Origin of the sequence: Dendrosporobacter sp. 1207_IL3150, assembly GCF_036763085.1 — a bacterium.
Classification (GTDB): Bacteria; Bacillota; Negativicutes; order DSM-1736; family Dendrosporobacteraceae; genus JBAIYU01.
The window spans coordinates 20,354-35,625 of sequence record NZ_JBAIYU010000032.1 but is presented as its reverse complement, the minus strand read 5'-3'; the positions used below and the strand labels follow the sequence as shown (position 1 = coordinate 35,625).

Below are 15,272 nucleotides of genomic sequence, written 5' to 3'. Positions count from 1 at the left end.
ATGGTAGAGCGAGAATTAATGCTGACGAATAATGCGGGATTACATGCCAGGCCAGCAGCTCAGTTTGTTCAAAAAGCTGCCGGATTTAAAAGTAAAATACGCATTACTGCTGGTGCTAAAACGATTGATGGTAAGAGCATTCTTTCGATTCTAAGTCTTGGTTTGAATAAAGGTAAAACTTTTATATTGCAGGCTGATGGTCAGGACGAGGTTGAATGTATTGCCGCTCTTGAAGATTTAGTTCAGAGTAAGTTTGGTGAGGAGTAAGTAACTCTAATAAAAAGATCCCCAATTGAGCTAAGCTTGCTCAGTGGGGATCTTCTTCATTGGCGAAATAAGTTATTTAGTATCCCTAAAATGTATCACTACTCAGAACTGCCCCTTTTTGATCAATAAAAGTAATCTGAATTGGACTATTAAAATTAAGTGTCTTTCGGCTAACGGGGACAAAATCAGCAATCTTAGTTGTTGGCAAATTTGCTTCATTTGGTTGAGGACTGTTAGTTCTCACTGTCACAGTAATACTATTGCCGGCTTGAGCAATTTTTTCGATACCAATACCATAGCCGCGCCCTTCTATTGACCCAAGATAGGCATAAATAACAAATTGTTCATCAAAGTCAACGCCGTTCAGGGGATTTAGCGGGTTATTGGTAGGATTGTTGGTAAATTGGTCCAGTCTTACGTCTTCAAGAAAGACACCTAGAACCATATCTTTGGGATAAGAGTTTTCGAGCCAAGTCCAATCTTTAAAATTGTTAGTTTGGTAAATAACTTGTTGATTGACAGTTGTATTAGAAGTAAGCTGACCGATTTGACTATAGGCAGAATTCATAGGTGAATTATTGTTCTTGTTGCGAAAAAGGCTTAAACCATCATCACCATGTTTAGGGTGTGCGATGTATCTAACGCTTTTGCTGTTTTTACGATTAAAGTTTTTAGCAGACTCTTCGTTGTGATTGTTCGAGTTAGCTGGGCTTGTTATTGCATTTGGATTGTTTTCAGCCGCTGCAGCTTTTGTCATCGTTATCCCGGGAACTATTGATATAGACATTACGGCTGCACCTGCTATTGCTGCTAGGAACTTTTTGTAACGTCTGCGAATACCATGTCTTTTGCATTGTAATGTCATAATGTTCTTTCCTTTCTATGCTGTGTTATCCTTATTTTCTACTTTATATAAGCCATAAATCCAAGTATATTTTGGTATTTATTATATTCAACATAATCTTGTATCTTAGCTTACGCAGTAAAGATTTATAAATTTTTTCAAAAAAGGAATCTAAAAGCCATTGACAAATACTTTACAAAATGACATAATCTAATCCAAGGACTTTACAACTATATACACCTACAGTAGACAAGTGATGATTGGGAATAAAGACAATGGATGTACGCCACAGAGAGCCGGGGAAGCTGAAATCCGGTGCGGAGTTGTTGTTGAATAAATCACCCATGAGCTCTTCTCCGAAACTTGCAGATATATTCTGGTTTGGATTAGGCAGAGGCGTAGCCCGAGCGTTAAACGGGAGTCGGTTGATAGACTGATGAAGAGAGAAAAAAGGGTGGTACCGCGCATTTTTGCGCCCCTATTCAATTTTGAATAGGGGCGTTTTTGATTTAGTAATTAAAGACCGCCTGTCGGTTGTACTTATTTAATTGGATTAAAAGGAGAGATTTATATGAAAAATGTTAAAAGAAAAATGAAAACTATGGATGGGAATACAGCAGCTGCGCACATTTCTTATGCATTTACAGATGTCGCGGCAATTTATCCAATTACGCCCTCATCCAATATGGCTGAGCATGTCGATGAGTGGGTTGCGCAAGGCAGAAAGAACATATTCGGTCAAACTGTTCAAGTTGTGGAAATGCAGTCAGAAGGGGGAGCAGCAGGAGCTGTGCATGGTTCGTTGCAGGCTGGTGCTCTGACAACTACATATACTGCTTCACAGGGACTTTTACTTATGATTCCCAATATGTACAAGATAGCCGGTGAGCGTCTGCCAGGTGTATTTCATGTAAGTTCACGCGTCGTTGGAGCTAATGCTATAAGCATCTTTGGTGATCATTCCGATGTTATGGCTACAAGACAGACTGGATTTGCAATGCTGGCCGAAAGCAGTGTGCAGCAAGTTATGGATTTGTCAGCAGTAGCTCACTTATCAGCAATTAAAGGTCGTGTACCATTTCTTAATTTTTTCGATGGGTTCCGCACTTCACATGAAGTACAGAAAATAGAGGTGCTTGAGTACGACGAGTTAGCCGATTTATTAGATAAAGAAGCTCTTGACGATTTCCGAAGAAGTGCTTTGAATCCTGATCATCCAGTGCTTCGGGGAACAGTTCAGAATTCAGACATCCATTTTCAGCAGCGCGAAGTATCGAATAGATTCTATCAAGCCCTGCCGGAAATTGTTGAAGGCTATATGGGTGAGATCAGTAAGCTGACTGGCCGTGAATATCATCTTTTTAACTATTATGGCGCTGAAGATGCTGATCGTATGATTATCGCCATGGGATCAATGTGTGAAGCTATCGAAGAAGTAGTTGATCATCTTAATGCCAATGGTGAGAAAGTAGGACTATTAACAGTACACCTTTATCGTCCGTTTTCAGTGGAGCATTTTTTCAAGTATATTCCTAAGACAGTAAAGAAGATAGCTGTACTAGATCGAACTAAAGAAATGGGCGCATTCGCCGAACCTTTATACTTAGATGTGAAGTCAGCCTTTTATGGAAAAGAGTGGCAGCCAGTTATTGTTGGCGGAAGATGCGGAGTCGGTGGTAAGGATGTAATCCCAAGCCATATTGCTGTTGTTTATGATAACCTTAAGGAGCAGCAGCCTAGAGATAACTTTACTGTTGGTATCGTCGATGATGTGACTCACACCTCTCTGCCTTATGGTGAAGATATTGACACAACTCCTGCTGGAACTAAAGCTTGTAAGTTTTGGGGACTAGGTTCTGATGGTACTGTCGGAGCAAATAAAAGTGCAATTAAAATAATCGGCGATCATACTGATATGTACGCCCAAGCCTATTTTGCTTATGACTCTAAGAAATCTGGCGGTGTTACCATTTCTCATCTGCGCTTTGGCAAACAGCCGATAAAATCTCCATATCTAATTAACAAGGCTGATTTTATAGCTTGTCATAACCAATCCTATGTTGATAAATATAATGTATTAGAGGGCTTAAAAAAAGGTGGCAGTTTCTTATTGAATTGTACCTGGAATGCCCAGGAACTTGATGCGAAATTACCTGCAGATATGAAGCGCTATATTTGTGAGAAAGAGATTAATTTTTATACAATTGATGCTGTAGGCATTGCCCAAGATTTAGGCCTTGGCGGCAGAATTAACATGATAATGCAGTCAGCCTTCTTTAAGATTGCCGATATTATTCCGCTAGAAGATGCTGTTAAGTATCTTAAAGATGCTGTTGAACAATCATATGGCAACAAAGGCGAAAAAGTTGTTGCTATGAATAATGCCGCTATCGACAAAGGCGCGGCTTCTATAGTTAAAGTAAGTGTTCCTAATAACTGGGGATCGGCACAGAATCTCAAAGCAGAAGTCGCAAAAATGCCGGATTTTATTGAGAACATTCTTGTACCGATGACTCGTCAAGAGGGTGACAAACTTCCTGTAAGTGCCTTTATCGGCATGGAAGATGGTACTTTCCCGATGGGAACTGCAGCATATGAGAAACGGGGAATTGCCATTGATGTTCCTAAGTGGTGTGCCGAAAGCTGTGTTCAGTGTAATCGGTGTTCGTATGTTTGCCCGCATGCTGCAATCAGACCAGTACTTCTAACTGACGAAGAAGTGGATAAGGCTCCTGAAGGCCTAACGGTTAAACCACTTCGCGGGCATGAAATATTTAAATACGCAATTGTGGTTTCTCCTTATGATTGCACTGGCTGTGGTAACTGTGCGCAAATTTGCCCATCAAAGGAAAAAGCTCTAGTAATGGAACCATTAGCTACGCAGATTGCTCAAGATAAGGTTTGGAATTATGCTATTAATGTATCGCCGAAGGCTAATCCGGTAAATCCATTTACTGTGAAAGGCAGTCAGTTTGAACAACCGCTATTAGAGTTTTCCGGAGCTTGTACTGGCTGCGGAGAAACGCCTTATGCTAAATTAGTAACTCAGTTATTTGGCGATAGAATGATGGTGGCAAATGCGACAGGCTGTTCATCGGTATGGGCGGGAAGTGCGCCTTCTGTGCCATATACTAAAAATCATCGCGGACACGGACCAGCATGGGGCAACTCGCTATTTGAAGATAACGCTGAGTTTGGTTTGGGTATGTTCTTAGGAGTTAAGCAAATTCGCAATAAAGTGGCAAATGATATTGCTGAAGCCGTTAAGCTCAATCTTGGAGAAGAGTTCACAGCTGCAGGTAAGGCTTGGCTTGAACATAAAGAGCAAGGTGAAGGTACACGCGAAAGAGCCGATAGACTTATTGCTTCTTTAGAAAAAATCAAAGGCGATAATCTATTGTTAAATGAGATTTACAAAAACAGCGATTTCTTAGTCAAAAGATCACAGTGGTTATTCGGCGGTGATGGCTGGGCGTATGACATTGGCTTCGGAGGACTTGATCATGTTCTTGCATCAGGTGAAGATGTTAATGTATTAGTATTTGACACAGAGGTTTATTCTAACACTGGAGGTCAGTCTTCTAAGGCGACGCCAACAGCAGCAATTGCGAAATTTGCTGCAAGTGGCAAGCGGACTAAGAAAAAAGATTTAGGTATGATTGCAATGAGCTACGGATACGTGTATGTAGCCCAAATTTCAATGGGTGCTGATAGAAATCAGACACTAAAAGCAATTGCTGAGGCGGAAGCGTATCCAGGACCATCATTAATCATTGCGTATGCTCCTTGTATTAGCCATGGTTTAAAAGTTGGTATGGGCTGCAGTCAATTAGAAGCAAAACGTGCTGTTGAAAGTGGTTATTGGGCTATGTATAGATACAATCCCGAGCTAAAAGAGCAAGGGCAAAATCCGTTTATGCTTGACTCAAAGGCTCCAACTATGGATTTCCAAGAGTTTCTGATGGGTGAAGTGCGTTATTCTTCACTTAAGAAACAATTTCCAGAGGTTGCTGAAGCTCTTTTTGCAAAAACCGAGCAAGATGCCAAAGAAAAGCTTGATAACTATAGGAGATTAGCTGGGCAGTATGGCATTGGAATGCAAGAGGCTGCAGCTACACGCGAATCCAATAGGAAATAGTTGAAAAATAGTGAATAACTAAGACAGCCTAGCGTAATACGTTAGGCTGTCTTTTATATTATAAGCTGTATTTAGTTTGTGGATTAAAGGTATCTTCATAGGTTATGCTAGAATTAGGAATGGATACTTAAATGAATAGTTCGTAAAAAAGCATGGAGGTTTAATTTATGAAGAAGATTAACAGCAAAGTAATTAGCATAGTGCTCATAGCATTATTAGTTTTAGTAATTGCTGGCTGCACAAATAAAGGTAATAACCAGAGTGATGCTGAACAAAATAAACAGCAAAGTGTAGAGGATACAGCAGCAAAAGAGAAGTTAATCATGGATAATTATTATATTTTGACGCAAAGAAAGGATGTTACCATACCTGAGGTAATTACGTATATCGATACTAACATTCAGTCAGTTACTCAGCAAACAGCAACAAATATGGTTATTGGACTTGAAAAACTCCAAAAGGAAAAGCTGCCGATGGTGCAGGAATATTTTGATAGCGGACCTGTACAGAGCGCAATTGCAAAGGGATATGCAAATGGTTTATCGGATAGTTATATCGGAGCTATTCAGAATAAGGAAGTTAGGGAAGTATTGCAGCAAACAAGAAATAGTGCCTTTAAAATTGAAACTGCTGAGGGGATGTATTTCCCGGTTATGGACTATTCTTTCTATAAAAAGTATCATAACTATGTTACACCAGATATTGCTGCTTATATTGATATATTGGCTGTAGAATCCGAAAAAACGCCAGCAAAGGATGCCGCTTTAAGGATTAGCTGGGATGAAATAATTCAACGCGCCTTGGCTCAGGAGAAGTTTATCAAGGATTACGGCAATTCGGTAAGAGCTCCCGAAATGAGACAACTGCTTAAGCAATATGCTTCATTTGCCCTTTTTGGAACAAACAATACGCCGTTATTTAATTATGAGACGAAATTAATGAGGTCTGAAGCCAAGAAAAGCTATTATGAAACTAAGTTTGATCCGAATAATGGCAGCTTTTCAAAAGTAATGGGCCAGTATATCCTGATTGTTAGCAAAAATAATTATAAGTTAACAAACGAGGTAAATGAGTATAGAACTAAAGCTGCAGAAGATATTCGATAGTTTTAAGCATTATACTAGGCATATCTATTAGCGAACGGGAGGATGCTGTGAAAAACTTTATATTTGTTTCCGATTTTGACGCAACTCTGACCGAAAAAGATTTTTATCATATTGTAATTGACGAATGCCTTGGTGAACCTGGAAGGGAACTATATAGGAAGTTTAAAAGCGGTGAACTTAGAGATATTGAGTTTTTAGCAAGTGTTTTCAAAAATATGAATCGTGATGAAGCTGGCGTAATAAAGGTAATATCTAAGATTAAACTTGATAACTATACTCAACACTTCATTAACAACATTCATAATCATGGCGGTGATTTTACCGTACTAAGTGCAGGTGTAGAGTATTATATTAATAAGCTTTTTGAACTTAGAGGCATATCAAATGCTCCCGTTATTGCAAATCATGGATATTACGCTGATCGAGGCATTAAAACAATAGTTGATGAAAAGAGTAGTTTTTATTCTGAATTATATGGGATCGATAAAGCACGTATTGTACAGTCCCTAAGAACTAAGTATAAGAAGATTTATTATGCAGGCGATGGCTTACCTGATTATAAAGCGGCTAGCTTATCAGATCTGGTTTTTGCAAAGAGTGAATTAGCGAACCAGCTATCTGTAAACGGTCAAAATTTTGTACCCTTTAACTGTTTTAAAGAAATAGATGAGTATTTGAAAAAGAATGAATTTTAGACAATGTCTATCTGATTTGGCCACTTATAAGTAATAAGGCTGTCATTATGCCTCTAAAGCATAATGACAGCCTTATTACTTATTCATAGGTTAAGCATTAATTTTACTATGAACAAGTGTCAGCGAAAAATATCAATAGTAAGAAAATTCCATCAAGAAGGAAAATAAAGAATATAGACGTATTAGTTAAGTAGTACATAGTAGGATTGCGCTTAACAGGACAGTGTAGGATATTATGTAAAAAGGGGATAGTGTAATGAAATTGGTTACATATGAAGAACAAGGAGCAATTCATGTAGGTTTATTGACAGAGAGTGAAACTGAGATTGTTCCAATCGCAGAGGCCGAAAGAAAACTCTTTGGATCAACGATAATTCCAGACTCTATGATAGGAATTATAAATACCGAGGCGGAAACTGTCCCGTTAATTACTGCCATAAGAGAAAAGCATGCTGACATAGCACTAAGAACGCTAGCTTTAAATTCAGTTCAATTGTTGGCACCTATTCCGCGTCCAGTCAAAAACATCTTTTGTATAGGTAAAAATTATCGCGAGCATGTTAAAGAAACACAGGCGTTTCTAAGTAATGCTGATATACCCCAATTTCCGATAGTGTTTTCTAAGGCGCCTACAGCAGTTACCGGACCGGAAGGTATAATCAAAAATCATACAGCAGTAAAGCGATTAGATTACGAAGCTGAGTTGGCTGTAATTATAGGAAAAAAAGGTAAAGAGATAAAAAAAGAAGAAGCTTATGACTATATTTTTGGTTACACTATTTTAAATGATGTGTCAGCACGTGATTTGCAAATTAGGCATGGACAGTGGCTGTTGGGTAAGAGTTGTGATACTTATGCTCCAATGGGGCCATGCATTGTTCATAAATCAGCACTGCTTAAAGCGCAGGAACTAGATATTGAATGTAAGGTAAATGATGAGATTAGGCAAAGTGCTAATACAAGCGATATGATTTTCGATATCCCAACGCTTATCGAGACAATTTCATCAGTCATTACCTTAGAGCCCGGTGATATAATTGCCACAGGTACCCCCTCTGGTGTTGGTATAGGCTTTAACCCGCCCAAGTATTTAAGTTCGGGTGATGTTATCGAGATATACATAGAGGGAATTGGTATTCTGCGAAATAAAGTTGAATAAGATAAACATAAGGACAGCCGCCCGGCTGTCCTTTACTTTATGCTATTTTGTTCCTGCCATTAAGCTTGCTACTTTTTTTGCAAAACTAATTGGATCATCAGGGGTTAATCCTTCTAACAACAGCGCTTGCCCGTAAAGCAGTTCGCAATAATCTTTGAAGGCTTCAGAATTTGCATCCTTTTCAAAGGTGTTCTTAAGAGCTTTAAAGACGTCATGTGTTGGATTAAGTTCTAGAATACGCCGAGCTTTAAACATGGATTTATCCATTTCCGAAAGGATCTGTTCCATTGAAATACTAATGCCGTTATCATCGCTTATTAAGCAGACAGGACTGCTTTTTAAGCGGCTGCTTATTTTTACGTCAGCAACTTTTCCAGCAAGCTGTTCTTTTACTGCTGTGAGTAAAGACTCATTCTCTTTGGAAAGCTCGTCGGTTTCTTTCTTGCTGTCGGAAGAAACATCATCAAGCTTTAAATCCCCGCGGCTAATTGATTGGAATTTTTTATCATTGTACTGGCTTAGTGCATCAATCGCAAACTCATCTACGCGGTCCAGCAGATAAATAACCTCGATGCCCTTTTCACGAAGTATTTCCATTTGAGGCAGACGCTCAACTGAAGAGCGGTCTTTACCAGTGGCATAGTATATTACAGACTGGCCTTCCGGCATGCGGGAGATATAGTCGGCAAGAGTGACTAATTCATCAGAAGAGGATGTTGGGAAGAGCAGAAGATCCTGAAGCTTTTCACGGCTGCTAAAGTCAGAATATACACCACTCTTAATTGCCTTGCCATATTCTTTCCAGAATCTCTCGTACTTGGCACGATCTTTAGACAACATGGCTTCTAAAGACTTTAGCACGCTCTTTTCTAAGTTTTTGCCTACTTTTTTAAGCTGGGCACTATGCTGGAGAAGCTCGCGGGATATATTAAGCGAGAAGTCGGGCGAATCCACTATACCACGGACAAACCGCAAATACTCTGGCAGTAAGTCTTTGTAGTTGTCCATTACGAAAACATTTTTAGAATAAAGCCTTATCCCCGAAGTTGCTTCTCGCTGATAAAAGTCGAAAGGAGCACGTGCTGGAACAAAGAGCAAAGTAGTATATTCTACAGCTCCTTCAACTTTAGAGTGGATAATTTCAAGCGGGTCTTCCCAATCATGAAAGAGCTCTTTATATAGATTGTTATATTCATCGGGTGTTATTTGACTTTTATTTTTAGTCCACAGAGGTGTCATGGAATTAAGGGTGCGCACCTCAGTTGTTTTGACAACTGGGGCATCTTCAATGATTTTACCCTCGGAATCTCGCTCTTTTTCCTCGTTTATAAAATTCATCTTGATAGGATAACGAATATAATCCGAATATTTCTTTACTAGATTTTGCAGAGTATATTTGTTTAAGAAGTTTTCTTCGGAGTTCTCAGGCGAACAATATTCAGCTCTTAATGACAAGATAATAGTTGTTCCTCGAGTCTCTTTTTCACACTCCTCGATAGTATATGTACCGTCGCCTATAGATTCCCAACGGACACCTTTAGCTTGGCCAGGTGCTCGGGTTACTAATGTAACTTTATCAGCTACCATAAAGGCCGAGTAAAATCCTACTCCAAATTGACCGATTAATTCATTGTCAGTAGCAGAACCTGAGTCCTTTAACTTTTGCAAAAAGGCTTTAGTGCCGGATTTAGCAATTGTGCCAATGTTTTCTATTACTTCGTTATAAGTCATGCCCATACCATTATCAGATATGGTTAAGGTTTTAGTATCTTCATCCGGAAGTAAATAAATTTCAAATTCAGAAGTACCTTCTAATAGATCTTGATTAGTTAAGGCATTAAAGCGAACTTTATCAATGGCATCCGAAGAGTTTGAAATCAGTTCCCTCAGAAAAATTTCCCTATTAGTATAAATAGAGTGAATCATCAGGTCTAATAATTGTTTGGTTTCAGCTTGAAATTCACGAGTTTGTTTAGCAGTTTCAGCCATAAAAATCCTCCTTGTTACCTTTCTTCCTAAGTAGATGATAAACTAGGAAGTTATCTATTAGCACTCTAGTCTAGTGAGTGCTAATCATATAATATCTAAATTATTTCGGAAAATCAATTAGTACAAAGGCTAATTATTGCAAAAAAATTTAAAACGACATTTGTAGGATAAACCAAAGCACGCTAAGCTTATAGGCTTAGCGTGCTTTGGATAGCTATAATCTTTATTTGCTTTTTGGAGCTATTTCTTTAGCAACTTCTAACGACGCCTTGTTACTTTTAGTACTCTTCTTTGGACCGCGGCCAGGTTTTTTATCCCCCATTCCCGTCACCTCCATAAAATTTTAGTTATTTTTCCTGAATTTAGACAATCTATTCATGGAAAATAAACTTTCCTCCCAATTGTAAAAAATGGGAGGATTTTATTTGCAATTATTCAGGTGTTTTTTCGAAACGTTGTTTTAATTGACGAGCTTTTTGCATTTTAAAGTTTTTTTGGGCAAGCTTTTCTGGATTAACGGGTTCAAGTTTATCACCATAGCGTGCTAACATATTAGCCAATTCTTCCTGTGGTAAAGTGTATGAACGAAGTTCTGATTCTGGTTTTTTCTTCATAGCCATCCCCTTTCAAGAGTAGTTTTCCCTAAAATTTAAAATGCATGTTAAGCACATGGCGTGCTGAGAATAAAAAATAATTAAACATGGAAAATAAAGGAAATCAATATATGCTGGCGAATGTAAAAATATTACATTATAGTTTGGGAGGATAGGTAAAATGCAGTGGTATTTAAGCTATGACGGTAAACAAGTCGGCCCGTTAGATGAAGTTCAGGCGAGAGAGTACTGTCGCCAAAATCTAAATGGCCTGGCCTGGAGGGAAGGATTTTCTGAATGGGTACCTATAGTTAGAATTGCAGAATTAAGTGGTTCAGAAGGCGGAGTAATGCCACCCCCGCTTGTCCGCCATAGTATATCAAGCCGTAAAGCTGATGAAGTTGACTATAAAATATACGGTTCCGAAATGCAGTTTGTTGAAGTTGAATTAGATCCTGGCGAAAGTGTAATAGCCGAGGCTGGCGCCATGATGTATAAAGAATCTTATATTTCTATGGATACAATATTTGGCGACGGCTCAAAGAATACTGGCGGAGGATTCATCAATAAATTGATGGGAGCGGGTAAGCGCCTACTCACTGGTGAGAGTTTATTCATGACCGTATTTACACACCAAGGAAAAGACAAAGCTAAGGTTGCCTTTGCAGCACCATACCCAGGAAACATAGTGCCCGTCAACCTTCTAGATATTGGAGGAAGTATCATTTGTCAGAAAGATAGCTTCTTGTGCGCTGCTAAAGGTGTATCTGTAAGTATTTTCTTCCAGCGTAAAATAATGACAGGCTTATTTGGCGGCGAAGGGTTCATTATGCAAAAGCTAGAAGGAGACGGTATGGCCTTCTTACATGCCGGGGGAACTATTGTTGAGCGAAAGTTAAAAACAGGAGAAGTTCTGCACGCCGACACGGGCTGTATTGTTTGTTTTGAGCCTAGTGTAGATTTCGATATCCAACAGGCAGGCAATATAAAAACAGCACTGTTTGGTGGTGAAGGAATGTTTTTTGCAACTTTACGCGGACCAGGGAAGGTTTGGCTTCAATCGATGCCGTTTTCCCGCCTTGCTGGGCGTATGTTAAACGCGGCTCCGCAACGTGGTGGCAGCCGGGGCGAGGGATCTGTTCTCGGTGCCGGCGTCATCGGAGGGAGCTTATTGGGCGGAATATTTGGTGATGACGATGGAGATTAACTTATATTAAGTGTTTGCTTTATATTATATGTAAAGGAGGCTGAATATCAGCCTCCTGTGAATTTAATAATTTTAATTAAAAGTTATTTGCCGATAAACTCTTGGACTACATATAATGAACCGTTAGGAGCTTGTACAACCCCAATGCCTACTTCAGAATAGGTGGAATTAAGGATATTAGCTCGGTGACCAGAACTGTTCATAAAAGCGGTTTCAGCTCCCGCTACGCTAGAATTTATTGCAAGATTTTCTCCCGCTGTTCTGTAGCCTATGCCGGCGCGTGACATACGATCAAACGGTGATAGACCTTCCGGAGTGTAGTGTGAGAAGAATCCGCGGTTGATCATATCTTTAGCATAATTCTCCGCTAAAGTAGTTAGTTTGGAATTGAACTTTAACGCTGGTAGTCCATGAGCAGCGCGATCATTGTTTAAAAGTTGAAGCGCTTGCTGTTCTTTAGTAGTAGAAACGGTTCCAGCATTACTAGACGTTGTAGTTGTTGGAGATTGAGTTTGTGGTTTAGTTGTAGTAGTAGGAACTGTACTTTTGCTGGCAGCTGAATTATTATCAGATGAGCCGCCATTATTGGAAATCGCGGAGATCAGTCCAATAGCTAACAGTCCCATTAACACTCCATTACTGGAGGATTTTTTTTCTTGCTGTACGTCTACTGATATTTCCTCAGGGGTAGCTGCATATGCTGAAGTTGCAAAGGCACCGCCGAAGGAAGTAGAAAGAACAGAAAGCGTTAGAATTCCAGTAAGAAGTCTTTTCTTAATTGTTTTGTTTATCATATAAACACCTGCCTTATTTTAATAGGAAACTAGATTATGTTTTATGTTAATTCGTGATTTTTTTCATTTATCCTATTGATATACTATTGACAGATTATGTTATATCAAAAAACACAGCATTTATATAGCTTTATTAGTCATAAGAAAATATAACCAGCCAAAAATAAAAGCGTAAAAACCTTTGGAAAGCAGTTTTTTTAATAAATATAGTACTGCTTCAAATGAAATTCTAAAAAAAGAGTGATATTGTTTACATAACAATAATCGTAAGGAGGAGATGGCCATGAGAAAATTTATACACAACGTGATTCTAGGGTTGTTGAACATAATAACAATATTTATACTGATGGCTGCTCCTGTTGTTGCTTTAATATATCTATCAAAGCCGTTAGATGCAGCAGTAGCTTTTAATGCCGATACAAGAAAAGATATTCCAGTTGATATTCAGAATAAGTTTACAAAAGAATCAAACTTATTTGATGCCGAATTAAACAAAAAATATAGTGAAATGTCCGGAACACCGACTACAATAGATATTGTAAAAAATGATAAGAAATCAGAATATGATTCAAATATTGAATCTAGACAGCCATGAAACTAGATTAAGGATGGTTTTTGAACTTGACGCTATTTTGTCTGTCTGTTAGAATTAAGCTAATCTCAATTGTTCTAAAGGGGAGTAGCTTGCTAGGATAGTGTCAACAACCGATGTGTGAGCATCTGGCACTACCGTTGGAATATTACCAATAAGCGAGACCTTTGGTATGGTTTTTACATACCATAGGTCTTTTTTTTACGATGAAAATGCTGAGATAAGTAAAATGGCTGTATTAGCATCATTTTAATTTGTTTTAAGAAAGAAGGTGACAATAATGGAAACACTAACTGAGCTGTTGCAGAGTTGGGGCGTATTAGGACTGATCGTTGCCGCGTTTACAGAGTCATTCTGTTCTCCTATATTACCAGATTTAATTTTAATACCATTAGCGTTAGCAACTCCTCAAAAGGCTATATATTATGGGCTTTTAACAACTGTAGTTTCAGTATTAGGCGGTATCATTGGATATTGGTTAGGTCAAAAGATAGGCTTACCTGCCGCACAAAAGCTTATACCAGCGAAATATACTGATATGGTGAGCAGCTATGCAAAAGACAACGCAGCTTGGGCAGTATTTCTTGCAGCTATGTCACCTATTCCGTATAAATTTGTTAGTATAACTGCCGGAGCGCTAGGGATAAAAATGAGTCTATTTTTAGCAGCGTCGTTCTTTGGGCGTGCTAAACGATTCCTGCTTGAAGGAATAATTATATATTACTTTGGTCCGAGTGCTATGAGTATTTTGGCAAAGTTCTCGGATAATCTTATTGTGGTTTCTATAATTATCGTAGTTGTTTCAGTACTTTTAGTAGTAGGATACAAGAAGTATAAGAAGAACACTGCAGTTTTAGAATGTAAAAACTAAGTTAAATTCAAAAGAGATAGCTATGACAATAGTCAGAGCTATCTCTTTTTGTTATAAGCATTTATAAAAGTCAGGTTATTAAAATGAACAGCCATGAATGGAGTCTACATTAATGCAGTATTTATTTGCAATTTGGATGAATTGTCGGAGGTGTTTTTCCTCATCAATAATTATCCTTTCTAGCAGTGCCTTGATATGTGGGTCATCAATCAGTTTTACGTGATAGCGATATTGGCTGATTGCTGAGCGTTCCGCAGCAATATCCGCAGACAGCCTATCGCAGATATCTGAGCCATAATAAACGTAAGATGCTTTCCAAAAGCTTGCTATATTATCGGTGAGGGTTCTAAATTTTGGGTCAACCCCAAGCATAGAGATTGCTTGACCAAGTAGATTGAGATGATGCATTTCTTCCATTGCAATGCTTCTTTCCAAATTAGTCAAATCTTAATATTCATCGCGAAATACTATGTGGTGGTGAATAAATTGAGAAATAGCCGTAAGTTCGCTAATTGCGCCCGCATAGTCTTCTAATAGTAATACGCCATAGTATTTATTTTGCTGCACTACTTTAATTTTGGGATAAGGCTGCGCTGCAGAATTACTTAATGATTGGTGCCTGGACTCGTTACTCATGAAATCACCTCGCTACTTGTATCCTTTAATACATATTTCGCGTTATTCAATAATATTGCATGTAAATAGTACCATAAACAGCTAATATTTCCGCTGGAAAATTCTTATTTCAACATTTCCCGGGAAATATCACCAGGTAATTATGATAAAGTCAAAAATTGCTGTCGATATAAGTGAAAATTAACTTACATTTAAACAATTAAGAACAAATGTACAATGTGAGAAAACAGTTATTGACACAATTACTACAATTTGGTAGCATTGAATCTATCAAAGGCAGCTTTACATAGCGACTAACTACAATTAATGACATAGAAGCGAGCGTGCTTTGGCTTAGTTAGGCCAAGGTTCATTTAAGGCTTTCAATATTTAGGAGGGATA

14 protein-coding genes and 1 other annotated feature are annotated in these 15,272 nt (G+C 38.5%); of the genes, 8 read left to right on the top strand and 6 right to left on the bottom strand.

Annotated elements, in window-relative coordinates:
* Positions 1–267, top strand: a complete 267-nt coding sequence (locus V6C17_RS15115; protein WP_333523418.1) for an HPr family phosphocarrier protein — start codon at positions 1–3, stop codon at positions 265–267.
* An 85-nt stretch (positions 268–352) separates the two neighbouring features.
* On the opposite strand, the gene V6C17_RS15110 is transcribed toward V6C17_RS15115, so the two are convergent.
* Positions 353–1,132, bottom strand: a complete 780-nt coding sequence (locus V6C17_RS15110) for a hypothetical protein (RefSeq protein ID WP_333523417.1) — start codon at positions 1,130–1,132, stop codon at positions 353–355.
* Between the two features lie 226 nt (positions 1,133–1,358).
* Positions 1,359–1,594: a binding site (T-box leader), on the top strand.
* Between the two features lie 88 nt (positions 1,595–1,682).
* Here V6C17_RS15110 and nifJ point away from each other — a divergent pair.
* The 4 genes from nifJ (at position 1,683) to V6C17_RS15090 (ending at position 8,209) form a co-directional block, all read left to right on the top strand.
* Entirely contained in the window at positions 1,683–5,249 is a 3,567-nt protein-coding gene (gene nifJ / locus V6C17_RS15105) for a pyruvate:ferredoxin (flavodoxin) oxidoreductase (protein ID WP_333523416.1), read from the top strand.
* Between the two features lie 167 nt (positions 5,250–5,416).
* A complete protein-coding gene (locus tag V6C17_RS15100; RefSeq protein ID WP_333523415.1) occupies positions 5,417–6,355 on the top strand; it encodes a hypothetical protein in 939 nt (312 codons plus the stop codon).
* A gap of 47 nt (positions 6,356–6,402) precedes the next feature.
* A complete protein-coding gene (locus tag V6C17_RS15095) occupies positions 6,403–7,050 on the top strand; it encodes an MtnX-like HAD-IB family phosphatase (protein WP_333523414.1) in 648 nt (215 codons plus the stop codon).
* A 256-nt stretch (positions 7,051–7,306) separates the two neighbouring features.
* Positions 7,307–8,209 carry a fumarylacetoacetate hydrolase family protein gene (locus tag V6C17_RS15090; protein ID WP_333523413.1) on the top strand — a complete coding sequence of 301 codons (903 nt, stop codon included), beginning with the start codon at positions 7,307–7,309 and terminating at the stop codon, positions 8,207–8,209.
* Positions 8,210–8,251: 42 nt separating this feature from the next.
* Here the strand turns inward: V6C17_RS15090 and htpG are convergent, their stop codons facing one another.
* Both htpG and V6C17_RS15080 read right to left on the bottom strand, forming a co-directional pair.
* A complete protein-coding gene (gene htpG, locus V6C17_RS15085) occupies positions 8,252–10,198 on the bottom strand; it encodes a molecular chaperone HtpG (RefSeq protein ID WP_333523412.1) in 1,947 nt (648 codons plus the stop codon).
* A gap of 431 nt (positions 10,199–10,629) precedes the next feature.
* Complete coding sequence (locus tag V6C17_RS15080) at positions 10,630–10,812, bottom strand: hypothetical protein (RefSeq protein WP_333523410.1); 183 nt, start codon at positions 10,810–10,812, stop codon at positions 10,630–10,632.
* Positions 10,813–10,972: 160 nt separating this feature from the next.
* Here V6C17_RS15080 and V6C17_RS15075 point away from each other — a divergent pair, with 160 nt between their 5' ends.
* Positions 10,973–11,998, top strand: coding sequence for a TIGR00266 family protein (locus V6C17_RS15075; protein WP_333523409.1), 1,026 nt, complete (start codon positions 10,973–10,975; stop codon positions 11,996–11,998).
* An 83-nt stretch (positions 11,999–12,081) separates the two neighbouring features.
* On the opposite strand, the gene V6C17_RS15070 is transcribed toward V6C17_RS15075, so the two are convergent.
* A complete protein-coding gene (locus V6C17_RS15070; RefSeq protein ID WP_333523408.1) occupies positions 12,082–12,792 on the bottom strand; it encodes a CAP domain-containing protein in 711 nt (236 codons plus the stop codon).
* A gap of 277 nt (positions 12,793–13,069) precedes the next feature.
* Here V6C17_RS15070 and V6C17_RS15065 point away from each other — a divergent pair, with 277 nt between their 5' ends.
* Positions 13,070–13,387 carry a hypothetical protein gene (locus V6C17_RS15065; protein WP_333523407.1) on the top strand — a complete coding sequence of 106 codons (318 nt, stop codon included), beginning with the start codon at positions 13,070–13,072 and terminating at the stop codon, positions 13,385–13,387.
* A gap of 277 nt (positions 13,388–13,664) precedes the next feature.
* On the top strand, positions 13,665–14,255 hold the full coding sequence (locus V6C17_RS15060) for a YqaA family protein (protein WP_333523406.1): 591 nt from the start codon (positions 13,665–13,667) through the stop codon (positions 14,253–14,255).
* Between the two features lie 78 nt (positions 14,256–14,333).
* Here V6C17_RS15060 and V6C17_RS15055 read toward each other — a convergent pair whose 3' ends face one another.
* On the bottom strand, positions 14,334–14,690 hold the full coding sequence (locus V6C17_RS15055; protein WP_333523405.1) for a ferritin-like domain-containing protein: 357 nt from the start codon (positions 14,688–14,690) through the stop codon (positions 14,334–14,336).
* 12 nt (positions 14,691–14,702) lie between these two features.
* Positions 14,703–14,891, bottom strand: a complete 189-nt coding sequence (locus tag V6C17_RS15050) for a hypothetical protein (protein WP_333523404.1) — start codon at positions 14,889–14,891, stop codon at positions 14,703–14,705.
* Positions 14,892–15,272: the final 381 nt, after the last annotated feature.